Here is a 24,816-nt window from a genome sequence, read left to right on the forward strand (position 1 = left end):
GTCTCTCCTCGCTCCTATGAGTCTATTAATTAGTTCTTGACCATCTCTTCGGCAACTTCGACGTTCCCTTGGATCCGCTCGATGTCAGCACCAAGCGCTTGCAATTTCTTGTGGAAGTCGACGTAGCCACGGTCGATGTGGTAGAGATCGCCAACGCGTGTCTCTTCGTCCGCGATGAGTCCCGCGAGGACGAGGGCAGCACCGGCACGAAGGTCAGTCGAGACGACTTCAGCACCTTGGAGGCGAACGCCGCCTTTGATGATCGCCGAGCGTCCTTCGATTTTAATGTCTGCGTTCATACGGCGGAATTCTTCGACGTGCATGAAGCGGTTCTCGAACACTGTTTCGGTGATGACCGATGTGCCGCCAGCTTTCAAGACGAGCGCCATCATTTGTGCTTGGATGTCAGTCGGGAAACCAGGGTGTGGCATCGTCTTCACGTCGACCGGCTTCAACACATCCGGTGCGATGACACGCATGCCTTCTGACGTATCCTCGAACTTGACGCCCATTTCTTCCATCTTCGAGATGAGCGGGCGAAGGTGCTCGCGCTCTGCGCCGATGACTTCGATGTCGCCACCTGTGATCGCTCCAGCAACGAGGAACGTACCGGCTTCGATGCGGTCAGGGATGATTGAATGCTCGGCACCATGGAGTTTCTCCACGCCTTCGATTCGAATCGTTTCTGTACCGGCACCACGGACGTGTGCGCCCATACCGTTCAAGAAGTTGGCAAGGTCGACGATTTCAGGTTCTTTGGCGACGTTTTCGATGACCGTTGTTCCTTCAGCAAGGACTGCCGCCATCATGATGTTCTCTGTCGCGCCGACAGATGGGAAGTCCAAGTAGATCTTCGCACCTTTCAAGCGACCGTCGACCGAAGCTTCGACGAAACCGTTGCCGATGACCGTCTTCGCGCCCATTGCCTCGAAGCCTTTTAAGTGGAGGTCAATCGGACGTGACCCGATCGAGCAACCGCCTGGCATTGCGACACGCGCATGCCCAAGACGAGCAAGGAGAGGACCCATAACAAGGATCGAGGCACGCATCTTGCGGACGTACTCAAGCGGCGCCTCGTCTTTGATTGTGCCCGACGCATCGACAGTGACTTCGTTATTCGCTTCGTCAAACGCAACCTCTGCACCGAGGTGGCGAAGTACTTTGTTAATCGTGTACACATCAGCGAGGCGTGGCACGTTTTGAAGTACCGACTTTCCTTCGCTTGCTAAAAGAGTGGCAACCAATGTTTTGAGTACGGCGTTTTTAGCTCCTTCAACACGCACAGTACCTGACAATTTACGTCCTCCACGGACTACAATCAAATCCTTCATATCTCTCTTTGTCCTCCAACTTCGTTGTTTTTTTGTTTTATACGTCGATATCCGCTACCGGATGTGGTTATGTCGATTACTACGATGGTTTGTAACACGTGACGCTTCATCAGAGAGAAAAATAATAATAAAAGCACTCATGAAATTCTGATGAAAAATTCGTCATGTCAGACGAATTTATCCTACACGATAAACATATAAGAAACGTTACAGCAGGATTACAGTTTAGTAATCGTTTCCCTGCCTACTGTAATGGTGCGAGCGCCTGGGCCAATCGGATATACTCCAAAAAGAACTGGGCGATCAGTGAACCGAAGACGACGGCCACGAGGACACGCAAGACTGCTGCTTGCGGACTCCTCACTTGATTGAGCAAGCGGTCCCATTTGACCGGCATGAGTGCCCACCAAGCGACGTAGATCGCTACGACGTAAATGACGAGCGATAACACGGTGTTCAACATCGACGATTCCCCTCTTTTCAAAAATTCGTACCATTTTTAATCATAGCATGTCACGTCAGAGAAAAAAAGACTTAGCGTTTAAGTGAGTGGTGGAATGGGTTCATCCGATCAACTCGCTTTCTATCCATAAACCGCATACAAAAAGGAACGTCAATCGGCGCATGGCCTTAGTACAGTAATTGACGTCCCTTCAACATTTCAAACATTATTCACTTCGCCGTCATACGTTTGGCTCCATCGAATCGCCTCGACATAGTAACGTGACAAGTCAGGCGCTGTCTCCTCGACAGGCACGGTCAACTGCTCGTAGGCGAGGACCGTGTCGAGTAAACCCCGCAACTCGTTGTCTTCTCCGAGGAGCGCTGCCTTGACGATTGGTTCGACCGGCAACTCCGAGACGAGCGTCTGCATCTCCTCATCCAAAATCACATCGAGCGACGAGAAAATCCCGGTGATGAACGCATCGAACGCCGTCACTTGCGGCAATGTCTCGGCAGCGATCAGCTCCATCATCTTGCCCCGGACCACACTCTGTTTAATTAATTCTTTCGATTCGGACGTCTGCAGCTCCCGAAGCAGCATCAAGTACGACCAGCGTCGCATCTCATCGAGACCGATTCGTGCGACGGCCTGCTCAATCGATTGAATCGTATGACGACCTTTCTGATAGACCGTGTTGACCGAACGCAACATCTTATACGACAAATCCACACTGCGTTCGATTTGGCTCGCGATGCGGCGGAAGTTCGGCTCTGGCTTGTCGAGCTCTTTCAACACTTCGACGAGCGTATGCCGGAGCGGATGAACCTCGGCACCGTGGACGACCGTCGGCCGGCTGAAGAAATACCCTTGGAACATGTGATAGCCGAGTTTTTTGGCGATCTCATATTCAAACGGCGTCTCAATCTTTTCCGCTAAAAATTCGACGCGATGCCCGAGCGCATCGATCAGCCGCTTCTGTTGGTCGATCGGTGTTGCTTGATAATCGATTTTAATGATATCGGCGAGCCCGATGAGCGGTCGATACTTCTCTTCGAACACGAAGTCGTCGAGGGCGATCGTATAGCCTTTCCGGCGCAAGGAGCGCAAAGCGGCCAACACTTTCTCTGTCGGCTCGACGTGTTCGAGCACTTCGACGACGAGTGTCTGTCGTGGCAACAAAGCCGGCACTTCGCTCTCAATCAAATTTTGCGGAAAGTTGATGAACGCCCGCGTCCCTTCCGTCAATTCCCGAAAGTTGAAGACGAGATAGGCATTATGTATCACGTCAGCGGTCGCGAGTGCGTCATCGACGTGTTCAAATATATTTTTTTCGCTGCGGCGATATAACAGTTCATAGCCACAGACGCGTAATTTCTGATCAAAAATCGGTTGGCGCGCAACATAAACTTTCATTCCCTTTAGCTCCTTTACCGTAGTTCCCACCTATATTATCGGATAAGGCGCCCCTTCCTTCCACTATTTGGGCGTGAAACTTCTGATGCTTTTGACCTATATATATAGAAGGAACATGATCTATTCGGTCTAGACGCAAAAAAATCTCCCCTGCGGCTGCAGGAGAGATGTTGGTTATTCTTTGATATCGCGAATGCTCAAGCGGTTGATCGCTTTTTTGAGCGCGAGCTCCGCGCGACGGAATTCGAGGTCCGAGAGCTTCGTGTCTTGGAGACGACGCTCGGCACGAACTTTCGCCGCAGAAGCGCGGTCGTAGTCGATTTTATCCGCCATTTCGGCTGTTTCAGCTAAGATCGTCACCGTGTCGGGACGAACTTCCATGAAACCGCCGCTGAGTGCGATCAGCGTGCGTCCACCATCTTCGTGGCGCAGTTTGAGAACTGAGATATCGAGCGGTGTCACCATCGGGATGTGTTTCGGTAAGATACCGAGTTCACCAGTCACCGATTTTGCGACGACCATCCGTGCCTCGCCCTCATAGGCTGCACCATCCGGGGTGACGACGTTGACGTGAAGAGTATTCATCGTCTAGTTTCCCCCTTCCGTGTAGGTCTTAGACCAACGTCTTCGCTTTTTCGATGACGTCTTCGATTGGACCAACGAGACGGAATGCATCTTCTGGAAGATCATCGTGTTTACCATCGAGGATCTCTTTGAAGCCGCGGACTGTCTCTTTAACTGGTACGTACGAACCTTTTTGGCCTGTGAACTGCTCAGCCACGTGGAAGTTTTGTGACAAGAAGAACTGAATGCGACGCGCACGGTGAACCGTGAGCTTATCGTCTTCAGACAACTCGTCCATACCGAGGATTGCGATGATATCTTGAAGCTCTTTGTAACGTTGAAGCGTCTGCTGGACGTTACGGGCTACTTCGTAGTGCTCTGGTCCGACGATGTCAGGCGAGAGGGCACGTGAAGTCGATGCGAGCGGGTCAACGGCTGGGTAGATCCCCATCTCCGAAAGACGACGCTCCAAGTTAGTCGTTGCATCAAGGTGAGCGAACGTTGTCGCTGGAGCCGGGTCAGTATAGTCATCGGCTGGTACGTATACGGCTTGAATCGATGTAACCGATCCTTTAGCTGTTGACGTGATCCGCTCTTGAAGCATACCCATTTCCGTCGCGAGTGTCGGTTGGTAACCTACGGCAGATGGCATCCGACCGAGAAGGGCCGAAACTTCCGAACCTGCCTGTGTGAAACGGAAGATGTTATCGACGAAGAGAAGAACGTCTTGTCCTTGCTCATCGCGGAAGTATTCTGCCATTGTAAGACCCGTCAAGGCTACGCGAAGACGCGCGCCCGGCGGCTCGTTCATCTGACCGAAGACCATCGCCGTTTGCTTGATAACGCCTGAGTCCGTCATCTCGTGGAACAAGTCATTTCCTTCACGCGTACGCTCGCCGACTCCTGCGAATACAGAAATCCCGCTGTGCTCTTGCGCGATGTTGTTGATAAGTTCCTGGATGAGAACGGTTTTACCTACACCGGCACCACCGAAGAGGCCGATTTTACCACCTTTGATGTAAGGTGCGAGAAGGTCGACGACTTTGATCCCTGTTTCCAAGATCTCAACTTTTGTCGACAATTCATCGAACGTCGGTGCGAGACGGTGGATTGGTGACCGACGGACAGTCGGTGATACTTCTTTATCGTCAATCGGGTTACCGAGTACGTTGAAGACACGACCGAGCGTCTCTTCTCCGACCGGTACTGAAATCGGTGAACCTAAGTCAAGTACTTCCATGCCGCGGCGAACGCCGTCCGTTGAGTCCATCGCAATCGTACGGACCGTGTCATCCCCAAGGTGAATCGCCACCTCGAGCGTCAAGTCGACACTGACATCTTGCGCCGATTCAGCCACATGCGTGACTTTGAGGGCGTTGTAGATGTTCGGTAAGTGGTTGTCGAACTTAACGTCGATAACTGGGCCCATGACTGCGACTACGCGGCCTTTCATGCCGTATTCGTTCATCGTGTTAGCCTCCTACAATCTAGAGGGCGTGCGCTTATTCAAGCGCAGCCGCACCTCCGACAATCTCTGTGATTTCTTGTGTGATCGCCGCTTGACGCGCGCGGTTGAACTTGAGCTTGAGTCCACGGATGAGTTCATCCGCGTTGTCCGTCGCGTTCGACATCGCCGTCATCCGAGCCGCGTGCTCCGATACTTTCGCATCAAGGAGCGCGCCGTAGATGAGTCCTTCCGCGTAACGCGGAAGGAGCGCTGCTAAGATCGTTTCTTCTTCTGGTTCGTATTCATACATCACATTAGATGCGGTCTGTTCGATATTCCCAAGCGGAAGCAATCGATCGATCTTCACTTCTTGGCTGATGACAGAGATGAATGAGTTGTAGCAAAGCTTCAATTCATCGATCTCGCCTTCACTGAACGCGCCGACCGTCTGTTTGACGATCTCTGCGACTTCAACGAATGATGGCTGGTCGTTGAGTCCTGTCATGGCACTGTACACCGGAATGTTACGGGCCTTGAAGAACTGAACGCCGACCTTCCCGATCACGTACAGACGGTATTCGTCTGTTGAACCGTGTTTGGCTTTCAACTCGCGATACACGTCACGAAGGACGCTGGCGTTGTATCCACCAGCAAGTCCGCGGTCTGACGTGATGACGATATAGCCGGTCCGTTTAACGGGACGGACTTGAAGCATCGGGTGTGTTGCGCCTGAAGTACCGCCGGCAATCGACGAGATGACTTCCTGCAACTTGGTCATGTACGGCTTGAAGTTGGCGTTGCTCCCTTGAGCGCGGTTCAATTTCGAGGCCGACACCATGTTCATCGCTTTCGTGATTTGCTTCGTGCTTTGGGTCGAGGTGATCCGCATCTGGATCTCACGTAATGATGCCATTTCGATTCACCACCTTAATAGACGCTCGTCACCGGATTAAACCGATGGCGAGAACGTCTTTTTGAATTCCGTAAGTGCATCGACCATCGCCTCGTCAGCAGGAAGGTTTCCTGTTTGACGGATTTCACGGCAGAGGTCCGCACGGTTTTGGTCGAGCCATGCGTTCATTTCTTTTTCGAAACGACGGATGTCTTCGACTGGGACGTCATCGAGATGACCTTTCGTGAGAGCGTAGATGATGATTACTTGCTTGTCGACCGAAAGCGGTGCGTTCAAGTCTTGTTTCAAGACTTCAACAGTCCGTTGTCCACGGTTGAGCTTCGCTTGTGTCGCTTTGTCGAGGTCCGACCCGAACTGGGCGAACGCTTCGAGCTCACGGTATGACGCGAGGTCAAGACGGAGCGTACCGGCAACTTTCTTCATCGCTTTCACTTGAGCCGAACCACCAACACGCGATACCGAGAGACCGGCGTTGATCGCTGGACGTACCCCTGAGAAGAAGAGGTCCGACTGAAGGAAGATTTGACCGTCTGTGATCGAGATTACGTTCGTCGGGATGTAAGCCGAGATATCCGACGCCTGTGTCTCGATGAACGGAAGTGCTGTCAATGAACCACCGCCGAGTTCGTCGTTCAACTTCGCCGCACGCTCAAGAAGGCGTGAGTGGAGGTAGAAGACATCCCCTGGGTAGGCTTCGCGGCCTGGAGGACGACGGAGAAGAAGCGAGAGCTCACGATAAGCTGCCGCTTGTTTCGAGAGGTCATCATACACGACGAGGACGTGTTGTCCGCGGTCCATGAAGTACTCACCCATCGATACCCCAGCGAATGGTGCGAGGTAAAGAAGTGGGGCTGGCTGTGAAGCCGATGCCGAAACAACGATCGTGTAATCGAGGGCGCCGTTTTGACGGAGCGTCTCAACTACGCCACGGACAGTCGATTCTTTCTGACCGATTGCGACGTAGATACAGACCATGTTTTCTTCTTTTTGGTTGATGATCGCGTCGATTGCGATCGAAGTCTTACCAGTTTGACGGTCACCGATGATGAGCTCACGCTGACCGCGACCGATTGGTACGAGGGCGTCAATCGCCTTAATCCCAGTTTGGAGCGGTTCGTGAACTGACTTACGGGCCATAACGCCGTAAGCTTTACGCTCGATCGGGTTGTATGTGTCCGTCACGATCGGTCCGAGACCGTCGATTGGTTGTCCGAGCGGGTTGACGACGCGTCCGAGGAGCGCTTCACCGACTGGAACTTCCATGATGCGGCCCGTACGTTTTACCGAGTCGCCTTCTTTGATGCCTTTGTAGTCGCCAAGGATGATAATCCCGACGTTACCTTCTTCTAAGTTTTGCGCCAAGCCCATTACGCCGTTAGAGAACTCTACGAGTTCCCCCGCCATAACGTTATCGAGTCCGTATGCACGAGCGATACCGTCACCTACTTGAATGACTGTACCTGTCTCACTGACTTCGATTTCAGAACCGTACGAAGCGATCCGCTCTTTTAGCAGGGCGCTGATTTCTTCAGCTTTGATCGTCATTGAATTCACCCCTATTTCTTACGCATTCAACAATTCACGCTCGAGGCGTGTTAGTTTGTTTTCGATTGTGTCATCATACGTCGTGTAGCCGATCTGGACACGGAGTCCACCGATGACGTCTTCATCGACGACGTTCTTCAATTGAAGCGTCTTGTTCATCTTCTGACCGAAGACGAGTTCGACTTCTTTCAACTCTGTTGCCGACAACGGGTAAGCACTCGTGACGAACCCTTCGGCGATGCCACGGTAGTCGTTGATATAATCAAGGACGTAGCGCGACAAGCCGCGAACTTCGCTCGCACGGTCGTTTTCGACCATGACGAGAAGTGTGTTGAGCACGATATCTGTCATGTCACCAAAGCTATGTGTTAAAAGCTGTGCAAGCTCGCTGTCACTGATCGCCGGATTCGTTAAGAGATCCGTGAGTTCAGGAGTCGCGTGGAGCACTTCATCGAGCAGACGCACTTCCGCTTCGACTTGGTCGAGCGTGCCTTGTTCCCGCGCTAAGTCGAAGAGCGCTTTGGCATAGCGTTTTGCTAACGATGTGTTCATCAGTTAGCACCTTTCGCTTTAGACAGGAAGTCTGTAACGAGGGCACGTTGTTTCACTTCGTCGCCTTTAAGGTCTGACTGAAGGACGTGGCGTGCGGCCGAGAGCGCCTGTGTGACGACTTCGGTCTGGAGCGATTGCTTCGCGAGCTCACGCTCACGTTCGATCGCTTTACCCGCCTCGATCTTGATTTGTTCGGCTTCCAAACGCGCCTGCTCCACCAAGCGTGCTTGTTCCGCTTCTGCTTGACGACGGCTTGAATCAAGCATTTCTTTCGATTCTGTACGTGCGGCGCTTAACGCGTCACGTTGTTCGACTACATATGTTTCCGCATCTTTGCGGCTCTTTTCAGCGAGCTCAATTTCGTTCGCTACATACTCTTCACGCTGTCTCATCATTCCAAGGAGTGGTCCCCAAGCAAATTTCTTCAACAGGGCCAAGAGTACGAGGAATGTGAAAAGTGTAAAGATCATATCCAGGATGCGGAGGCCTTCGCCGCCAGCACCAGCTGCAATCATCATCGTATCCATGCATACCCTCCTCTTGACTAAATAAGTGAGGGAGACACGCTCCCTCTTACGTTGTTCTCGTTAACTCGTAATCAAGAGTTGAGGAGAAGGAAACCGACAGCCACACCGATGATCGGGAGGGCTTCAACCAAACCGATACCGATGAACATTGTTTGACGAAGTTCGTTTTTGAGTTCTGGCTGACGTGCTTGTCCTTGTACTGTTCCGTATACGATGAGACCGTTACCGATACCAGCCGCGAGTGCTCCAAGACCGATAACGAGTGCTGTTGCGAGAAGATTCATTTGTTCCATTGTGTATATTCCTCCTAAAAGTTAAGTAAATAGTTTTTTTGTTCAACGCTTTGGCGAGACCTGCCCGAATTAATGCTCGGCAGAAGCTTTATGCCCGATATACACCATTGCAAGCGTCAGGAAAATGTAGGATTGGATAACCCCGATAAAGATTGAGAAACCTTGCCATAAAATCATTGGGAGAATTGCGAACACAGCACCGAGCGGGTTAAGTGCCCCTTCTGCGGTAATTGCGAGTCCCAAGATGATGGTAATCATGATTTCACCGGCAAAGATGTTACCGTAAAGACGCAGACCGAGCGTCAAGGTGTTCGCGAACTCCTCGATGAGCTTGATCGGCAATAAGAACCAGACCGGCTTCACGAATTCCGCCGAGTAGTGCTTCAAACCGTGTAGCTTCACGCCGTAATAGTGCGACATTGCAACGACGAGTGTCGACAATGCCAACGTGACGTAAGGATCGGCCGTCGGTGAGTTGAACCATAGATAGTGACCAGAAATGACGTTAAACGGTAGACCCATTAAGTTTGAGAAGAGAATGAACAAAATCAACGTCATTCCAAACCCGATAAAACGGCCACCTGTCTTCCAGTCCATCGCACTCGAGATAATCCCGCGTGTGAATTCTGCGAAGAATTCCATTAAGTTCTGCTTACCCGTCGGCTTCATAGCCAAGCGTCGCGTTCCCCAAACGGCAAACGTAAATACGAGTAGTGATGCGATCAGCACCGTAATGACGTTCGTCCAGCTCCCATATAACGTATAATCTCCGAGTTGTAGAGAATATGTGGGAAACTCATGACCCATTAGTATTCACCTCTTTTCCTGCTGAGCTGGGCAAGTGTGAACTCGCCAAATTGTATGATGTGGCCGGCGATTAGACCAGTTACCACCGCTATCAGCGATACTCGATCCTCATAAAAGAGACCGACTATCACGGCTAGTGCACCGACTGCCATCCTTGAAACAGTCCCGTGCGACTTCGGGCGTCGTCCATGTTCGATCACGTCAAACATCCGAATGACGCTTCGATTCTGCATATGTAGAATGATGAGACTGGCGACCCCGCCTAAGAACAAGCCGAGAAATACCGGTTTGTACATAGGGACGATGAGCGCTCCGATGAGGAGAATGGCGAACCATCCGATAAACCACTTCGTATAGCGTTTCATCAACTGCTGTTGTGCTTTTCTGTCTGCTTGCACTTGTTGTAAGTTCATTCGTCCTCTCCTGTCAGTAAACTTCGAAGGGTGAGAACTAGCGCCGTGATCCCGAAAGCCATTCCGAGAAGCACTGACACATTCCAACCAAACGTGCCCCAAATTTCACGTCTCGCCCCGTATTGGCCAACGAGATAACCGATGACGATCGGTCCAGCGAGCGCGGTCGAGATTTGAGAGGCGAGCGAGGCATAAGATAGGTAACGATTGTCTTTTTTCGTCATCCCCATCCCCCTTTCGAGCTGCCAAGCCATGCATCTTCTCCATCGGATTCACACTCGCGTGACCATCAAAAGTCACACAAGTTCAGAGTACTGGAAATGGCATAAGAAGTCAATTGATTTCACAATTATAAAAGCGCTTTAAATCAAGTCGTATCAAGGCTTTTACGCAGTTCACAAACTAAATTAAAATCATCAAATTTTAAGAAAGTATGAAGAAATGGTGAAATAAAAATGTTGACTTTATAACATTTCACATTACGAACCAGATGAAGAATAGTTCAGTTATACCTTCACGTTTTGGAAATTACAATGCAAAACGGCTTACGTTCACAAAAGGTTTTGAAACAAACGTTGACCCGATTTTGAAATCGTTTTCATCGTCCTGTATCAGTATACCGATTATCTTTTTGTCATGTCGAGGGGTTCTGACGAATTTGTAGTGATGAATATCACACCGCCTTTTCCGAGCGGTCAATCGCCTGGAAATCCCTTCCCATCAAGCCGAAATGGGTGGACAATACCAGTTCGAATGGCTACGATTACGATGTAAGCGCTATCTAAAAATGTGTCGATTTTGTGACTTTCGAAACCGACGCCCGCATCGAATGCATGTTGATGCGTGTGAGGAGGAACTAGAATGGATTGGATGACCCAACTACGCGAGGAAATCGGCGCCGATGTCGTCTTCACGGACTCGACGACCCGACTCGCCTACTCATTTGACGCGACGCCGAACTATCAAGCGATGCCAGACGCGATTGTCGCTCCCCGCTCGACCGAGGACGTGCAGGCCGTGTTGCGGCTGTGCCACGAACACCGGATCCCCGTCGTCCCACGCGGATCGGCGACAAATCTTGCCGGCGGCACGACGCCGCTTTCAGGTGGTGTCGTCATGGACTTCCGTCATATGGACAAGATTGTCGAGATCGACGAGAAGAATTTGACGGTGACGGTCGAACCGGGCTGCATCACCGCCCATTTGGCACAAGCCGTCGAGGCGAGAGGCCTGTTTTATCCGCCGGACCCGAGCTCGATGAAAATCTCGACGATTGGCGGCAACATCAGTGAGAACTCCGGCGGCTTGCGCGGGCTGAAATACGGGGTCACGGCCGATTATGTGCTCGCTCTCGAAGCGGTGCTCCCGAACGGCGACGTGCTCCGTACGGGCGGGAAGCTCGCCAAAGACGTCGCCGGTTATGATTTGACCCGTGTCCTCGTCGGCTCGGAAGGGACCCTCGCCGTCATCACGCAAGCGACGCTCAAGCTCATCCCGCTCCCCGAGACGAAACAGACGATGCTCGCCTATTTCGAGGACTTGGACAGCGCGGCCCGGACGGTGAGCCGCATCATCGAGAATCGCGTCATCCCGGCGACGCTTGAGTTCATGGACAAGAAGACGATCGAGGTCGTCGAGGCGTATGCGAACATCGGATTGCCGACAGACGTCGGTGCTCTCCTTCTATTAGAACAGGACGGACCTCGTGACGTCGTCCGGCGCGATATCGATGCGATGCACGCTGTTTGTCTCGAGGAAGGGGCCTTGTCGGTCGAAGTGGCCCGGGACGAAGCGCACGCCGAGACGTTGCGCTATGCGCGGCGCATCGCCTTATCCGCCCTGGCCCGCCTCAGCCCGACGACGATTTTAGAGGATGCGACCGTGCCACGGAGCGAAATCGCCGAGATGGTCCGGCGCATCGAAGCGATCGGGCGGGCGTACGACATTCAAATCGCCACGTTCGGCCACGCCGGGGATGGCAACCTGCATCCGACGGTCGCGACCGATGCCCGGAACCACGAAGAGATGGAGCGCGTCGAGGCCGCGTTCGCCGATATTTTCGCCGCCGCGCTCGATCTCGGTGGCACGATCACCGGCGAGCATGGGGTCGGGGCGATGAAAGCCCCGTATCTCGAATGGAAGCTCGGACCGGCCGGGATAGACGTCATGAAAGGCATCAAGCTCGCCTTCGACCCGCACGGCATCATGAACCCGCAGAAAATGTTCGCCAAAGCGGCGAAAAAACGCATCGTCCAAGGAGGGGTCTCATGAAGCAAAGAACCGAACTTGCCACCCGCATGACCGAACAACTCGACTATGAAGAGATGCTCGGCTGCATGCGTTGCGGCTTTTGCCTGCCGACGTGCCCGACGTATATCCGCTCGAAAGACGAGTCGGCTTCCCCGCGCGGTCGCATCGCCATCATGAAAGGTGTCGTCGACGGATTGATTGAACCGGACGAGGGCGTCGAAAAGACGCTCAACGAATGCCTCGGTTGTCTCGCCTGTGAGCCGGCATGTCCGGCCGGGGTACGCTATAGCGTCTTGCTCGAGGACGCACGCGCCGCCATCACCGAACATAAACGTGCGACGGGACAGATGCCCGTCCGAGAGCGAATCGTCCGGAAAGTCGTCTTTGACGGGCTGTTCTTGAACAAAGCGAAGATGGAGACGGCGACGGGCTTCCTTCGCTTTTATCAACAGTCCGGCGTCCAGACGCTCACCCATAAACTCCGCATCCTCGACTGGTTCCCAGACCAACTCCAAAAGATGGAGACGATCTTACCGACGGTCCCGGCGAAGACGGAGCGCAGACGTCGTCCCGAGCGGATTCGAGCGACGGGTGCGACGACGGCCCGGGTCGCCTTCTTCAGCGGTTGCTTGATGGACACGATGTTTTATGAGACGAATGCCAACACGATCAAACTGCTCCAAGCGGCAGGTTGTGACATCGTCATCCCGAAAGCGCAACAGTGCTGTGGGGCACTTCACGGCCATGCCGGTGAACAGGCGGGCGCCGTCACGCTCGCCAAACAGAACATCGCGGCGTTCGAGGCCGAGGACGTCGACTACATCATCACGAACGCCGGTGGTTGCGGGGCGTTCCTCGTCGGTTATGATCATCTGTTGAAGCACGACCCGGAATGGGCCGAACGCGCCGACCGATTCACGGCCAAGATCAAAGACTTCGCCTCGATCTTACTCGAGGTCGGCTTCCTCGACCGCGTACCGCTCTCCCTACCGGAGCAGCTCATCACGTACCAAGACTCGTGCCACCTCCGCAACGTGCAAAAAGGGGCACTCGCCCCGCGGGTATTGCTCCAGGCGATCAAAGGGGGCGTCTATATCGAGCAGAAGCACGCCGACCACTGCTGCGGCTCGGCCGGTGTGTACAACATTCTGCAGCCCCATATCGCCAACGACATCCTCGAGATGAAGATGGGGCACGTGAACGCCACGGCAGCACAAACGATCGTGACGTCAAATCCGGGTTGCCACATGCAAATGCAACTCGGGATTCAAGAGCATGGGACTGAATCGATGCGCGCCGTCCACTTGGCGGACCTGCTCGTCGAAGCGATGTCATCCTGACCAATCAAGAGGAACGGCCCGCTGATCCGGGTGCTGTTCCTCTTTTTTCTCCTTTTATAAAAAATAGAAGTAATAATCCCCGCTTTATTCGACCTTTAAACGCTTTTTTCAAAAATAATGTTTACAATCCTTCGACAACGGGCATATAAGGTTATGTGAAAATAATTATTGAAAAGGGTGAATGCATGATTGAATTTAAACAAGTGCAAAAAACATTCAAGAATACGACCGTCTTGAAAGAGATGAACCTCACCATCAACAAAGGTGAACTCGTCGTCTTTATCGGCCCGTCCGGCTGCGGGAAGACGACATCGCTCAAAATGATCAACCGTTTGATCGAGCCGACGGAAGGGACGATCATCGTCAACGGACAGGATACCCGGAAGATGGACCCGATTGAACTGCGTCGCCAGATGGGCTACGTCATTCAACAGACCGGCCTCTTTCCGCATATGACGATTCGTGAAAACATTCAATTGATCGCCGGTCTCGAAGGACACGCCGAACAAGACATGGATGCGCGCACCGAACACCTCCTCCGCATGGTCGGCCTCGACCCGGACCAATTCATCGATCGCTATCCGAGCGAATTGAGCGGCGGTCAGCAGCAGCGTATCGGTTTCGCCCGTGCCCTCATGAACGACCCGGAAGTCATTTTGATGGATGAACCGTTCAGCGCCCTTGACCCCGTCACTCGAAACGATCTCCAAGAAGAGCTGTTCAATCTTCAAGAAGAAGTGAAAAAGACGATTGTGTTCGTCACCCATGATATGGATGAGGCGATCAAGCTGGCCGATCGCATTTGTATCATGCGCGACGGGGAAATCGTCCAATTCGATACTCCGGAACAAATTCTCCGGAACCCGAAAGACGAATACGTCGAGTCGTTCATCGGGAAGAATCGGATTTGGAACAGCCCTGAATTCATTAAAGCGAAAGACATCATGATCACCGACCCGGTATCGATCAGCGGGAAGCGGACGGTGCTTCAAGCGATTGAAATCATGCGCTCCCGCAAGGTCGACAGCTTGTTGATCACGGACCGTGATCGTGTCCTTCAAGGACTCATCAAATTGAAAGATGTCCACGGCATCCAAGACAAGACGAAGCGGCTCGAGGAAGTCATGAACACGAATTATGCTTTCGTCTCAATCGAGGACTCGCTCCTCGACATTTTAGACGTCATGAACACGAGCGACCAAGGGTATCTCCCGGTCGTCGACGGTTCGATGCTTCACGGTTTGATCACACGCAGCAGTTTGCTTTCCGTCCTCAGTGAGCAATTCATGCAAGAGGAGGAAACTATATGAATGCCATTCAATCGTTTTTCAATTACTTCACGAGCAACACCGACCAAATCGGGACGCTCTTGCTCGAACACTTGCAGTTGACGGTACTTGCCGTCTCGCTCGCCGTCTTACTCGGGGTACCGCTCGGGATTCTCATCTTACGGATCCCGCGTCTCGCCAAGCCGATTCTCGGTCTGACGAGCGTCGTCCAAGCCGTACCGAGTTTAGCACTCCTCGGATTTTTGATCCCGTTCATCGGAATCGGATCGACCCCGGCCATCATCATGGTCGTCTTGTACTCGCTCCTCCCGATCGTGAAAAACACGTATACGGGACTATCGAGCATCCCGGGCGATACGCTTGAGTCGGCCAAAGGGATTGGGCTCACCGACCGCCAGATTTTGAGTAAAATCCAGCTTCCGCTCGCACTCCCGATCATCATGGCCGGGATTCGCATCTCGGCGGTCACGGCCGTCGGGCTCATGACGATTTCGGCGTTCGTCGGAGCAGGTGGTCTCGGTTACCTCGTCTTCGCTGGGATTCAGACCGTCGACAACAATCAAATCCTCGCCGGTGCCATCCCGGCCGGACTGCTCGCCTTGTTGATTGACTTCATTGTCAGTCGCATCGAGTATAAAGTAGCCCCAAACGGCATCGTCCTCGCGGATGGACGGATGAAGAAGAAGACGCATCGTTCGGCGAAAAAAGTGACGAAGCCGCTCATCGTCATCGCGACGGCGTTCACGCTTCTCCTCGCCGGTTCGATTTATGCCTTCACCCGTGAAGACGATACAATCGTCATCGGTTCGAAAAATTATACAGAACAAGCCATTCTCGGTAACATGGTCGCCGACTTGATTGAAGACAAGACCGACCTCGATGTGAAACGTCAACTGAACCTCGGCGGCACGCAGGTCGCCTTCAGCGCTTTGCGCACCGGGGAGATCGACACGTATGTCGAGTATACGGGCACATTGTTCGTCGACGTCTTGAAACAAGAAGTCGAGAATGATCCAGAAGCTGTATATGAGCAAGTCCGGACACAAATGAAGGAGCGCTTCGATATCCGGACGCTCGACCCGATTGGATTTAACAATACGTTTGCCATCGCCGTCAAACAAGAAGACGCCGACTCTTATGACTTAAAGACCGTCTCTGACCTCGCCGCAGTGAGTGACGAGCTCGTCTTCGGTCCGACGATCGAGTTCTCGAACCGGGAAGACGGCTACCTCGGCTTGAAAGAGGCCTATCCGTTCAACTTCGAAGACGTGAAGCCGGTCGACGGCGGACTCCGGTATACGGCACTCATGAACGGTGAGAGTCAGGCGATTGACGGCTTCTCCACCGACGGATTATTGAAACGATTTGAACTCGTCGTCCTCGAAGACGACAAACAGTTCTTCCCACCTTACTACGCGGTCCCGATCGTCAACGAAGAGACGCTCGCCGAGCATCCTGAGCTCGCGGACGTATTGAACTTGTTGAGCGGGAAAATCACGGATGAGACGATGCAAGAACTCAACTACCTTGCCGACGTCGAAAAACAACGTCCGGAGAAAGTCGCCCGCGACTTCCTCATCCGAGAAGGATTGATCGAAGAATAAGCACACGAAAGACGACCATCCCGTAGCTAACGGAATGGTCGTCTTTTGGCGTTCCTTGATTCAAACGGCTTTCCCGACCGAGACGCGATTGCGCCCGCTCTGCTTCGCCTGATACAGTGCCCGGTCGGCCGCCTCAATCAAGTCACCTTTCTCGCTACCCGGCGCAGGTGCTTGTTCGGCGACACCGATACTGACACTCACTTTCCGGAGCGGATGATAACCTTCATGCGGGATGTTCAGTTTGAGCACTGCTTGTCGAATGCGTTCAGCAATCTCTTTCGGTTGGCGGGCGTGACGTGGCTTGAGCAGTACCGCGAACTCTTCTCCGCCGTAGCGAGCGGTCATCCCGTCTCCCCCAACCGCCTTGTCGATCGCGTTCGCCACCCGTTCGAGACAAGCGTCTCCGGCCAAATGACCATACGTATCGTTGTACACCTTGAACGCATCGATGTCGAGCAAGAGGAGTGCGAGCACGTCTCCGGTCTCCGCAGCCTCATCCCACATCCGCTCGAATCGTTCATCGAAGGCGCGTCGATTCCAAATACCGGTCAACGCATCATGCAACGAGCGATGGATGAGCGCTTGTTTGCTGCGCTCGAGCCGGAACGCATGCATGAACGTCATCAACAGTAACAGTGCAATCCCGACGACGATCACGATCACCCACTTCGCCGAGCTCGAGGCGGTATCACTCCGGATTGACGCCTGTTGAATAATGTTGTCGATATCCTCACGAATCGCTGCATCGACGTCCCGAAATCGATTGATGTAGCCGATGCCACTATAGCGTCGCGCGTTCGCCATTTCAATATCTCCGGCCTCGACGAGCTCAATTTGCGATTCGTGGAACGCTTCCATCTGTCGGATGAGCGTCAACGCCTCTTCTTGAATCAACTCCTGCATGATCGGGTGACGATGATCGAGTTCTCGGATGACGTGAATCGTCTCCGACAACGAGCGCTTCGTCGCTTCATACTGCTCGAGTGACAGGGTGTCTTGATTATATGTATAGCCTCGGACCGACAACTCTTGATCGAGCAACAACCGGAGCAGTTCCGAGGCGGCGTTCGCAATCGGGATCGCCTCTTCGACGATCCGACGGTTCTCTCGTTCGATATCTTGAAACGCGCTATAGCTCCAGATGCTCGTCAAAAACAGCGCCATCAAAGAAATGAGCAAATATCTTTGTAGTAGTGAGAATTTAGTCTTCACGGCGTCTCTTCCCTTTTTCATGATTGGACCGCCATACGGTCCCTTCCTTTTCTACTATCGGTCGTGACTCGCTTCACCTCAACTATTTTGAATCGATCGCGGCACATTCCACAAAAAAAGAGGATCACTCGGATCCTCTCTGTACGGGTTCGTGCTTATTTTGTTCCGAACAAACGGTCACCCGCGTCACCGAGTCCTGGGACGATGTAACCATGGTCGTTCAACTTCTCGTCAAGTGCGGCGAGATAGATTTCGACGTCTGGGTGTTCAGCTTGAACACGTTCCACACCTTCAGGGGCTGCGCAGAGGCAAGCGAGCTTGATCGACTTGGCACCGTGCTTTTTAAGCGCGGCAATCGCATCAGCGGCCGAACCACCAGTTGCGAGCATCGGGTCGACGACGATGAAGTCACGCTCTGTGACGTCCGTCGGCAACTTGAGATAGTATTCGTGCGGCTCGAGCGTCTCCGGGTCACGGTATAGACCGATGTGACCGACTTTGACGTTCGGCATCATTTTGAGGAAGCCATCCACCATGCCGAGGCCTGCCCGTAAAATTGGGACGATTCCCAATTTCTTGCCGGCGATCATCTTCTGTGTCGATACAGAGACCGGTGTCTCGATTTCTACATCAGTAAGCGGAAGGTCGCGTGTAATTTCGTATGCCATGAGTGACGAGACCTCGTCTACGAGTTCACGGAACTGCTTTGTCCCCGTCTCTACTTTGCGCATAATCGTCATCTTGTGCTGAATCAATGGGTGGTCATAAACGTGTACTTTGCCCATCATGCTTCACTCCTCTCTCAATCTCTCTTGAGCATTGTACCCTAACTTTTCTGAGAAAGGTAGGGTCAACTTCTGTTTTCTAAGAGGTCAGACGAAACCCGAAGGAACGGAATCGATCCCTCGGGCTTCAGGTGACACGTCGATCAGAATTTGAAGAAATTCAGAAAACCGGCCGTCTTGTGTTTCACTTTTCCGCACATGTTTCCTTTGGCGGCGTGATGGTCGTTAGACGAGCTGTGCTTGGCGGCATGCTTTTTAGCATGCTTCTTTGCAAGTTTTTTTGCCTTCTTCTTGTCTTTCTTCTCTTGCTTCAACTCGGCTTTTGTCTTTTGTGTTGACTTCTCTTTTGACGCAGTCTGGTCATTCGTCGACGGAGCCGGTTTCGTCGTGGTCGTCGGCTTAGCGACTGGTGTCGTTGCCGTTTCTGTCGCAGGTTTGGTCGCGGCTGGCTTCGTTGTTGTAGCCGGCTTCGTTGTAGTCGTTTCAGCTGGCTTCGTTGTTGTCGTTTCAGCTGGCTTCGTTGTTGTCGTTTCAGCTGGCTTCGCTGTAGTCGTTGTAGCTGGCTTCGTTGTTGCCGTTGTAGCCGACTTTGTCGTAGTTGTTTCAGCTGGCTTCGTCGTTGTCGTTTCAGCTGGCTTCGTCGTTGTCGTTGTAGCCGGTTTCGTCGTAGTCGTTTCAGCTGGTTTCGTTGTTGTCGTTGTAGCCGACTTTGTCGTAGTTGTCGTTTCAGCTGGCTTTGTCGCCGGTGCTACCGCGACTGGCGCTGGTGTCGGCGCCGTGTCTTTCGTACGTGTCACAAGTCCCGCGTTCCAGTTCACGTAAGCATCCGCTTCATGGAAGTGGATGAAACCAGAATCTTTGGCGAGCTTGTGGCTGTCCGCGCTAAGACGTGTCGAAATCGTGAGCGTCTTGACCGAGTGCTTCGCGTCGACCGCTTGTAGCTTCTTGATCATGTTTTGTGACCAAGCGTCGCTCTTGATCGTATCGGCATTGAAGCTCTCCCACATGATGCCGTCGACATATGGCGCCGTCGATGTTTCAAGTGTGTCGAAGCCCCAGTTTTGGACCATGGCGATATCCCCATAGCGAGCCCGTGCTTGTTTCAAGAAGTTGACGAGGCCGTCTCGTTGTTGTTTGAGCACCGTCGGGTTGTTCAAATGTTCGTTATCGATATCGCCGACCGTATCCATGAACACGCCATCGATGCCTTTGGCGACGACTTGGTTCTGGATTTCCGTAAGGAGTAACCCTTGGAAGTGCGGCGAGGCGATGTTCGTCAAGTACGAATCCCATTCTGAGTAATGGACACGTTGTCCGTTACGCGTAAAGAAGTCGCCTGACTGAAGTTTTGACATGAGACCGGTGTTCCATGTCGCGACTTCCATGACGCTAATATAACCGAGCACTTTCGTCCCGCGTGCTTTGATTTGCTCCACTTGTGCTTTCGTGTAGTGGAGCGGCTCAATGATGACGAGATCGTAGTTCTGCATATCTTTTAGAATCGCTGCCGTTGGATGGCCATAATACACTTGATAGTTCTTCACACCGTCGAGTGGGTTCATGGTTTGTGCCCCCGTTTTAGACATGTTCAGACTAACAATTAACAACACTACCGTTAGAGACATAATTAACTTTTTCAATTTCACTACCTATTCCTCTCCTGATGACTGACAAAACGTGGTGACGGACGATGATGGTTGAATGGAGTTGTGTCTCGTTGCTCCCCCTTTTCTTTCTATTCAAATGACGAGAAGGTTAGTGCTGTGTGTTTTATGGATGTATCGGATTCGTGTATGTAATGTTGAACCTTCGCAAAAAAAATTATAGGATAGTTTTTCACGAAAACATAGTGTCAATTTGACAACAAAAAACCGCTTCACGACATGAAAGTGTCATGAAACGGGTAAAACAATAAGTTATTTGGTCATATGTAAGTATTCAGCGTTGACTCTAATTCGAGACGATCAATCAAATAGACTCGTTCCGTCTCGACGTCCATCAATTGAAGGGTGTCTTGCCCTTCCTCCATCCAGACGTCAAACCGTTGTTCGGTCAACTGCTCATAGAGCGCGAGCGTCCCGCATCGTTCCCCGGTCGGCTGTCCACTACTCGGCTTCACGTGGGATAACAATTCAAATAGGTCGCTCGTACTCGGTCCACCGAGATGGGCGATTTTCGTCTCCGTCTCATACGTCGCCAGACGCATCGTCTCTTTGGGCTCCGATACAATCGTCAATTCCCCGGCGCCAGGCCGTTTCACCGTGCCCCACACCTCGATTACGGTCCCGTAACGTTCCGACAACTCGACCGATGCCCGTTCAGTGAAATCATGGATGGGCACATCTGCTAGGACAACCCGCTTCAGCAGCCTGCGCTCATTCGCAATTGATGCAAAAACGGCTTCCGTTGAGTCGACGGCGACATATTCGCCCGTGAAGACGGCCGGGAGCACGGTACGTTCCCATGCTTCTTCCCTCCCCATCTGTAACGTGATTCGATTGTCGGCCAATTGAGTCAAGAAGGCGACCCCATCGTTCTTTCCGCTCTCAAAAACGAACAATCCGGGCTCGATCATTTGCCCTTTCGCCGCCCCGTCCTGAAAGACTTGGTACGTGACGTGGAGCGCCCCTCGGTCCGGTGTCTTATACCGGAAGACGGATCCTGGGATGATCGTCTCGTGTACCTTATTGACCGAGAAGGACTGTATCACATTTTCGACGTTCGGTTCAGGAATGAACGACAGCGTATCTCCGACTTCGATTTCAACAGGATTCGCCGTAACGGCAGCCTCGAACGCTGCGATCTTGTCCGTGCGGAAGACCCGTGCGTTTTGCTCGTCACTGTTCAAGCACGAGACGTAGTGCGACTCCCCGCTCCGCCAATATTTGACGGTCTTGCTGCCTAATTCGTCGTAGAAAGGATGACGGAATGTAATGGAGGCCACTTCAGCCCGACGCATCGGCAACACGTCCGTCGGTTTTTGCTCACAGTAATTCAATAATCGCGACTTCAGCGCAGACGTCAACGGGATGTCTCGGTCTTGGTGAATCGCATACGTCGACAATGACCGCAAGTTGAGCGCGTTCGTCTCGTTTGCGCCACATCCGCTTAAAAAGATGATGCCAACGATCATCATCCATAAGACGTGTTTCATTCCGCCCCCTCCTTTCACATTTATTTGGGTACTATCACCTAAAATTTTCTTTTTCACTTTATCATACAATAATAATTACTTATATAGTTAGAAGAACAAACAAAAAATGCCACTTGCGTGGCATTTTTTTAGTCGTCATCTCGGTCGTCGTCTTGATCATCGTTCCGATCGTCATCTTGGTCGTCATCATTTTGATCGTCGTTTTGATCATCTTGATCGTCTTGGTCATCCCGGTCATCGTCACGTTCAATCTCTTTCACTTGCTGTTGAAGGTTCAACTCAAGTTTGACGCGGTCACCGGCTTTTGGCGCCTCGTCGTCAAGCTCGTAGCGGCTCGCGAGTTTGAACGTCTCTGACTTGCCGTCACGCTCGATGGTCACGTCACGGTCCGACAAGCTGACGAACGTACCGTAGATGTCAAAGTCGTCACTCTCGCGGTCGACTTCCTTCACTTCCTCGTTTTGATTGAACTCGAGTTTGACGCGATCACCGGCTTTCGGTGTGTCGTCATCAATCTCATGACGGGCCGCGAGCGGATACGTCGCTTCCTTGCCGCTGAAGCTGATCGTCACGTCCCGGTCTGATAGGTTGACGAGGGTACCATACAATTCATAATCATCGTCATCGACCGAGCGGACCGGCGTATCACTCGAGGCTGTTCCTTCTGTCGACGCGGCCGCTTCCTTGTTCGCATCGTCTTGTGCGTCATCTGCGGCATCATCCGTCCCACTGTTCACACTGTCGACCGACCGCGGGACGATGACCGTGTCCGTGTTGTCGTTCGCGACATACAACCCGATCCCTGCGACGGCGAGGACTGCCAAGCCGACGCCTAAAATCCATCCGATTAGTTTCATGATGTTTCCTCCTCGTTTCATGTGGTGAACTTGTTCTACATCTTCATCATAGAACGGTGACCTTAGAGCACCACGAGGATTCCATTAGAAAATGATGAGAATCTGCGAAAGGTTTGTCATTTTGCGACGAAGAAAATACTTCCGTCCGGCGCGTTCGCATAACTGCCGACCGACCAACCGTTCATGTCGGCCACTTCCTTGGCGATGGCGAGCCCGAGTCCGCTGCCGCTCCGGTCCCGCGCCTCATCGAGTCGATAAAAACGGTCGAACAGACGCGCCCTGGCGTCATCGCTCAGCGTCGTCCCATGGTCACGCACTTCAATCCGATTCGGTGTCATCGTCACGTGCGTGTCAGTCGCGTACTTCAAGCTGTTGTCGATGAAGATGACGACGAGCCGTTGCAGCGAATCACGGTGCCCGTACCACGTTCCTGTCGCCTCGATTGGAACCCGGACGCCATGCGAACGCTCGAACCGCTCGGTCAATTGGTCGGCGAGCTCGGCTAATTCAATCGCTTCAGCCTCGATTTCTTCAAGTGAGGAGAAGCGGCTCAGTTCAAGCATCGGTTCAATCAAGTCTTCGCGCATTTGCCGGGATTCGGTCAAAATATGGTCAATCGCCTCGTCACGGACGGCCGGGTCGCTTTGTCCCCAGCGCCGGAGCAGTTTGGCGTACCCTTCGATGACCGTGAGCGGCGTCTTCAGTTCATGTGAAACATCGGCGACGAAACGCCGTTGTTGCTCCATCGACCCTTCGACCCGGCCAATCATTTGATTGAAGCCGGTCGCAAGTGTCGACACTTCGTCTTGGCTCGTCCCGACATCGATGGTCTCAAGGGTGCCCGATTCCGTGATTCGTTCCATCGTCGTCTCGAGCCGGCGGAGCGGGTCGAGCCCTTGCCTGACGATCCAAAGGCTGCCGATGAACGTCATCGCCACGGCGATCAAAAAGATGATGAGAAAGATCGTGGCGAGCGTCTGGAGTGTCTCACTCACGGCCGCGTCTTGAAACGCGTAGCCGAGCCCGTTCGACGTCGCGATGACGAACCAGTCGTCGACGAGGGCCGGCTCGCCGAAATTGACGGGAAACCGCAATCCTTCCTCGGCCTCTCCGCCGATGATGCCCCAGGCGCCGTTCGCTTGTCGCTCGAGCACGACACTGTCCTCGTGTAACGACAAGACGGCCTGGCGATTCCGCTCGTCCTCCTCGAGCAAGCTGAGTGCCTGGCGCAAGACGTCATAGCGGGCGTCGACAATCTGTTGACGCGAGACGAGCCAGGCGACACCGAACGAGGTGATCAGGAGGAACAACATGAACCCCGCCATCGCCAAAGCGATTTTCGTCCGTAGCTTCACCTTATTCACCACGCTTCAGCATATAGCCGACGCCTCGGACCGTCTGAATCCAAGAGCCTCCGAGTTTCTTGCGGACATAGCGGACGTACACATCGACGACGTTCGTGTCCCCGTAATAGTCAAAGCCCCAGACGTGTTCGACGAGTTGGTCGCGCGTGAGCACGCGTTCCGAATGTTCGAGCAGATAGACGAGCAAATCGAACTCTCTCCGGGTCAGGTCGACTTTTTGCCCCTCGCAGATTACTTCGTGACGATTGACGTCGACGGTCAGCCCTTCATAAGATAAGACCCGTTCACTCGTATCGACTTGGACGTGTTGCCGCATCCGTAAGAACGCCCGGATCCGTGCGAGCAACTCTTCCATCTCGAACGGTTTCGTGATGTAATCATCGGCCCCGAGGTCGAGCCCGCTCACTTTGTCGTAACGGTCCCCACGTGCCGTCACCATCAATACCGGGAGAAGCGGCTGCTCTTCTTTGACGCGGCGAACGACTTCAAGTCCGCTCATCTGTGGCAACATGACATCGAGCAACATGAGGTCAATCCCACCAGTGAGTGCCCGGTCGAGCCCGGTCCGCCCGTCATGAGCGACCTCGACTTGATAACCGGCATGCATAAGTTCAAGTTCGAGTAATCTGGCAATTTTAGCATCGTCTTCAACGACGAGAATCGTAGGCATTCCATTCATCCTTTCTTAAAAAAACGCCGAGCAGTCCGCCC

24 protein-coding genes are annotated in these 24,816 nt (G+C 52.9%); 4 read left to right on the forward strand and 20 right to left on the reverse strand.

Features of this window, described 5'->3' with window-relative positions:
• Positions 1-29: 29 nt before the first annotated feature.
• From murA to KNP78_RS04515, 13 genes are all read right to left on the reverse strand, one after another.
• Positions 30-1,331: a UDP-N-acetylglucosamine 1-carboxyvinyltransferase gene (gene murA, locus KNP78_RS04455; protein ID WP_029594691.1), complete on the reverse strand. Its 1,302-nt coding sequence runs from the start codon at positions 1,329-1,331 to the stop codon at positions 30-32.
• A 244-nt stretch (positions 1,332-1,575) separates the two neighbouring features.
• On the reverse strand, positions 1,576-1,794 hold the full coding sequence (locus KNP78_RS04460; RefSeq protein ID WP_021066143.1) for a DUF1146 family protein: 219 nt from the start codon (positions 1,792-1,794) through the stop codon (positions 1,576-1,578).
• Between the two features lie 198 nt (positions 1,795-1,992).
• Positions 1,993-3,189, reverse strand: coding sequence for an EAL and HDOD domain-containing protein (locus KNP78_RS04465; protein ID WP_214823340.1), 1,197 nt, complete (start codon positions 3,187-3,189; stop codon positions 1,993-1,995).
• Positions 3,190-3,363: 174 nt separating this feature from the next.
• Positions 3,364-3,774 (reverse strand): F0F1 ATP synthase subunit epsilon, encoded by a 411-nt coding sequence (locus tag KNP78_RS04470; RefSeq protein WP_021066141.1) that lies wholly within the window; start codon positions 3,772-3,774, stop codon positions 3,364-3,366.
• 28 nt (positions 3,775-3,802) lie between these two features.
• Entirely contained in the window at positions 3,803-5,221 is a 1,419-nt protein-coding gene (atpD, locus tag KNP78_RS04475; protein WP_021066140.1) for a F0F1 ATP synthase subunit beta, read from the reverse strand.
• 34 nt (positions 5,222-5,255) lie between these two features.
• Positions 5,256-6,113, reverse strand: a complete 858-nt coding sequence (gene atpG / locus KNP78_RS04480; RefSeq protein ID WP_021066139.1) for an ATP synthase F1 subunit gamma — start codon at positions 6,111-6,113, stop codon at positions 5,256-5,258.
• A 36-nt stretch (positions 6,114-6,149) separates the two neighbouring features.
• The gene (atpA, locus tag KNP78_RS04485; protein WP_029594689.1) at positions 6,150-7,658 is read right to left on the reverse strand and encodes a F0F1 ATP synthase subunit alpha; all 1,509 of its coding nucleotides are present in this window, start codon (positions 7,656-7,658) and stop codon (positions 6,150-6,152) included.
• Between the two features lie 18 nt (positions 7,659-7,676).
• Complete coding sequence (locus KNP78_RS04490) at positions 7,677-8,210, reverse strand: F0F1 ATP synthase subunit delta (protein ID WP_021066137.1); 534 nt, start codon at positions 8,208-8,210, stop codon at positions 7,677-7,679.
• Positions 8,210-8,737, reverse strand: coding sequence for a F0F1 ATP synthase subunit B (gene atpF / locus KNP78_RS04495; RefSeq protein ID WP_021066136.1), 528 nt, complete (start codon positions 8,735-8,737; stop codon positions 8,210-8,212). Before atpF ends, KNP78_RS04490 begins: the two co-directional genes overlap by 1 nt.
• A 71-nt stretch (positions 8,738-8,808) precedes the next feature.
• Positions 8,809-9,021 (reverse strand): F0F1 ATP synthase subunit C, encoded by a 213-nt coding sequence (gene atpE, locus KNP78_RS04500; protein ID WP_024370837.1) that lies wholly within the window; start codon positions 9,019-9,021, stop codon positions 8,809-8,811.
• A 78-nt stretch (positions 9,022-9,099) separates the two neighbouring features.
• Entirely contained in the window at positions 9,100-9,837 is a 738-nt protein-coding gene (gene atpB, locus KNP78_RS04505) for a F0F1 ATP synthase subunit A (protein WP_021066134.1), read from the reverse strand.
• The gene (locus KNP78_RS04510) at positions 9,837-10,250 is read right to left on the reverse strand and encodes an ATP synthase subunit I (RefSeq protein ID WP_029594687.1); all 414 of its coding nucleotides are present in this window, start codon (positions 10,248-10,250) and stop codon (positions 9,837-9,839) included. The genes atpB and KNP78_RS04510 overlap by 1 nt, the downstream gene beginning before the upstream one ends.
• Complete coding sequence (locus KNP78_RS04515; protein ID WP_029594686.1) at positions 10,247-10,474, reverse strand: hypothetical protein; 228 nt, start codon at positions 10,472-10,474, stop codon at positions 10,247-10,249. Before KNP78_RS04515 ends, KNP78_RS04510 begins: the two co-directional genes overlap by 4 nt.
• A 646-nt stretch (positions 10,475-11,120) precedes the next feature.
• On the opposite strand from KNP78_RS04515, the gene KNP78_RS04520 reads away from it, so the two are divergent.
• The 4 genes from KNP78_RS04520 (at position 11,121) to KNP78_RS04535 (ending at position 16,733) form a co-directional block, all read left to right on the forward strand.
• Positions 11,121-12,521, forward strand: a complete 1,401-nt coding sequence (locus KNP78_RS04520; protein ID WP_251128456.1) for an FAD-binding oxidoreductase — start codon at positions 11,121-11,123, stop codon at positions 12,519-12,521.
• Complete coding sequence (locus KNP78_RS04525; RefSeq protein WP_251128448.1) at positions 12,518-13,840, forward strand: (Fe-S)-binding protein; 1,323 nt, start codon at positions 12,518-12,520, stop codon at positions 13,838-13,840. Before KNP78_RS04520 ends, KNP78_RS04525 begins: the two co-directional genes overlap by 4 nt.
• A gap of 185 nt (positions 13,841-14,025) precedes the next feature.
• Positions 14,026-15,150, forward strand: coding sequence for an ABC transporter ATP-binding protein (locus KNP78_RS04530; protein WP_029594683.1), 1,125 nt, complete (start codon positions 14,026-14,028; stop codon positions 15,148-15,150).
• Positions 15,147-16,733, forward strand: coding sequence for an ABC transporter permease/substrate-binding protein (locus tag KNP78_RS04535; protein WP_214823342.1), 1,587 nt, complete (start codon positions 15,147-15,149; stop codon positions 16,731-16,733). The genes KNP78_RS04530 and KNP78_RS04535 overlap by 4 nt, the downstream gene beginning before the upstream one ends.
• A gap of 60 nt (positions 16,734-16,793) precedes the next feature.
• Here KNP78_RS04535 and KNP78_RS04540 read toward each other — a convergent pair whose 3' ends face one another.
• The 7 genes from KNP78_RS04540 to KNP78_RS04570 all read right to left on the reverse strand — a co-directional run bounded on the left by KNP78_RS04540 (position 16,794) and on the right by KNP78_RS04570 (position 24,775).
• On the reverse strand, positions 16,794-17,945 hold the full coding sequence (locus KNP78_RS04540; protein WP_371819179.1) for a GGDEF domain-containing protein: 1,152 nt from the start codon (positions 17,943-17,945) through the stop codon (positions 16,794-16,796).
• Between the two features lie 155 nt (positions 17,946-18,100).
• Positions 18,101-18,730, reverse strand: a complete 630-nt coding sequence (gene upp / locus KNP78_RS04545) for a uracil phosphoribosyltransferase (RefSeq protein ID WP_021066126.1) — start codon at positions 18,728-18,730, stop codon at positions 18,101-18,103.
• A gap of 143 nt (positions 18,731-18,873) precedes the next feature.
• Positions 18,874-20,292, reverse strand: a complete 1,419-nt coding sequence (locus KNP78_RS04550; RefSeq protein ID WP_214823344.1) for a glycoside hydrolase family 191 protein — start codon at positions 20,290-20,292, stop codon at positions 18,874-18,876.
• Between the two features lie 362 nt (positions 20,293-20,654).
• Entirely contained in the window at positions 20,655-21,884 is a 1,230-nt protein-coding gene (locus KNP78_RS04555) for a hypothetical protein (protein ID WP_214823345.1), read from the reverse strand.
• A gap of 128 nt (positions 21,885-22,012) precedes the next feature.
• Positions 22,013-22,741, reverse strand: a complete 729-nt coding sequence (locus KNP78_RS04560; protein ID WP_251128449.1) for a hypothetical protein — start codon at positions 22,739-22,741, stop codon at positions 22,013-22,015.
• 116 nt (positions 22,742-22,857) lie between these two features.
• Positions 22,858-24,096 carry a sensor histidine kinase gene (locus KNP78_RS04565; protein ID WP_214823347.1) on the reverse strand — a complete coding sequence of 413 codons (1,239 nt, stop codon included), beginning with the start codon at positions 24,094-24,096 and terminating at the stop codon, positions 22,858-22,860.
• 1 nt (position 24,097) lies between these two features.
• Positions 24,098-24,775, reverse strand: coding sequence for a response regulator transcription factor (locus KNP78_RS04570; RefSeq protein WP_214753691.1), 678 nt, complete (start codon positions 24,773-24,775; stop codon positions 24,098-24,100).
• Between the last annotated feature and the right edge of the window lie 41 nt (positions 24,776-24,816).

Origin of the sequence: Exiguobacterium sp. s28 (assembly GCF_018618135.1) — a bacterium.
Taxonomy (GTDB): Bacteria; Bacillota; Bacilli; order Exiguobacteriales; family Exiguobacteriaceae; genus Exiguobacterium; species Exiguobacterium mexicanum_A.

What these genes read in the sequence shown, in the direction of transcription:
- murA (WP_029594691.1), bottom strand. Translation starts at nt 1,331, where the DNA reads ATGAAGGATTTGATTGTAGTCCGTGGAGGACGTAAATTGTCAGGTACT.
- KNP78_RS04460 (WP_021066143.1), bottom strand. Translation starts at nt 1,794, where the DNA reads ATGTTGAACACCGTGTTATCGCTCGTCATTTACGTCGTAGCGATCTAC.
- KNP78_RS04465 (WP_214823340.1), bottom strand. Translation starts at nt 3,189, where the DNA reads ATGAAAGTTTATGTTGCGCGCCAACCGATTTTTGATCAGAAATTACGC.
- KNP78_RS04470 (WP_021066141.1), bottom strand. Translation starts at nt 3,774, where the DNA reads ATGAATACTCTTCACGTCAACGTCGTCACCCCGGATGGTGCAGCCTAT.
- atpD (WP_021066140.1), bottom strand. Translation starts at nt 5,221, where the DNA reads ATGAACGAATACGGCATGAAAGGCCGCGTAGTCGCAGTCATGGGCCCA.
- atpG (WP_021066139.1), bottom strand. Translation starts at nt 6,113, where the DNA reads ATGGCATCATTACGTGAGATCCAGATGCGGATCACCTCGACCCAAAGC.
- atpA (WP_029594689.1), bottom strand. Translation starts at nt 7,658, where the DNA reads ATGACGATCAAAGCTGAAGAAATCAGCGCCCTGCTAAAAGAGCGGATC.
- KNP78_RS04490 (WP_021066137.1), bottom strand. Translation starts at nt 8,210, where the DNA reads ATGAACACATCGTTAGCAAAACGCTATGCCAAAGCGCTCTTCGACTTA.
- atpF (WP_021066136.1), bottom strand. Translation starts at nt 8,737, where the DNA reads ATGGATACGATGATGATTGCAGCTGGTGCTGGCGGCGAAGGCCTCCGC.
- atpE (WP_024370837.1), bottom strand. Translation starts at nt 9,021, where the DNA reads ATGAATCTTCTCGCAACAGCACTCGTTATCGGTCTTGGAGCACTCGCG.
- atpB (WP_021066134.1), bottom strand. Translation starts at nt 9,837, where the DNA reads ATGGGTCATGAGTTTCCCACATATTCTCTACAACTCGGAGATTATACG.
- KNP78_RS04510 (WP_029594687.1), bottom strand. Translation starts at nt 10,250, where the DNA reads ATGAACTTACAACAAGTGCAAGCAGACAGAAAAGCACAACAGCAGTTG.
- KNP78_RS04515 (WP_029594686.1), bottom strand. Translation starts at nt 10,474, where the DNA reads ATGACGAAAAAAGACAATCGTTACCTATCTTATGCCTCGCTCGCCTCT.
- KNP78_RS04520 (WP_251128456.1), top strand. Translation starts at nt 11,121, where the DNA reads ATGACCCAACTACGCGAGGAAATCGGCGCCGATGTCGTCTTCACGGAC.
- KNP78_RS04525 (WP_251128448.1), top strand. Translation starts at nt 12,518, where the DNA reads ATGAAGCAAAGAACCGAACTTGCCACCCGCATGACCGAACAACTCGAC.
- KNP78_RS04530 (WP_029594683.1), top strand. Translation starts at nt 14,026, where the DNA reads ATGATTGAATTTAAACAAGTGCAAAAAACATTCAAGAATACGACCGTC.
- KNP78_RS04535 (WP_214823342.1), top strand. Translation starts at nt 15,147, where the DNA reads ATGAATGCCATTCAATCGTTTTTCAATTACTTCACGAGCAACACCGAC.
- upp (WP_021066126.1), bottom strand. Translation starts at nt 18,730, where the DNA reads ATGGGCAAAGTACACGTTTATGACCACCCATTGATTCAGCACAAGATG.
- KNP78_RS04550 (WP_214823344.1), bottom strand. Translation starts at nt 20,292, where the DNA reads ATGAACCCACTCGACGGTGTGAAGAACTATCAAGTGTATTATGGCCAT.
- KNP78_RS04555 (WP_214823345.1), bottom strand. Translation starts at nt 21,884, where the DNA reads ATGAAACACGTCTTATGGATGATGATCGTTGGCATCATCTTTTTAAGC.
- KNP78_RS04560 (WP_251128449.1), bottom strand. Translation starts at nt 22,741, where the DNA reads ATGAAACTAATCGGATGGATTTTAGGCGTCGGCTTGGCAGTCCTCGCC.
- KNP78_RS04570 (WP_214753691.1), bottom strand. Translation starts at nt 24,775, where the DNA reads ATGCCTACGATTCTCGTCGTTGAAGACGATGCTAAAATTGCCAGATTA.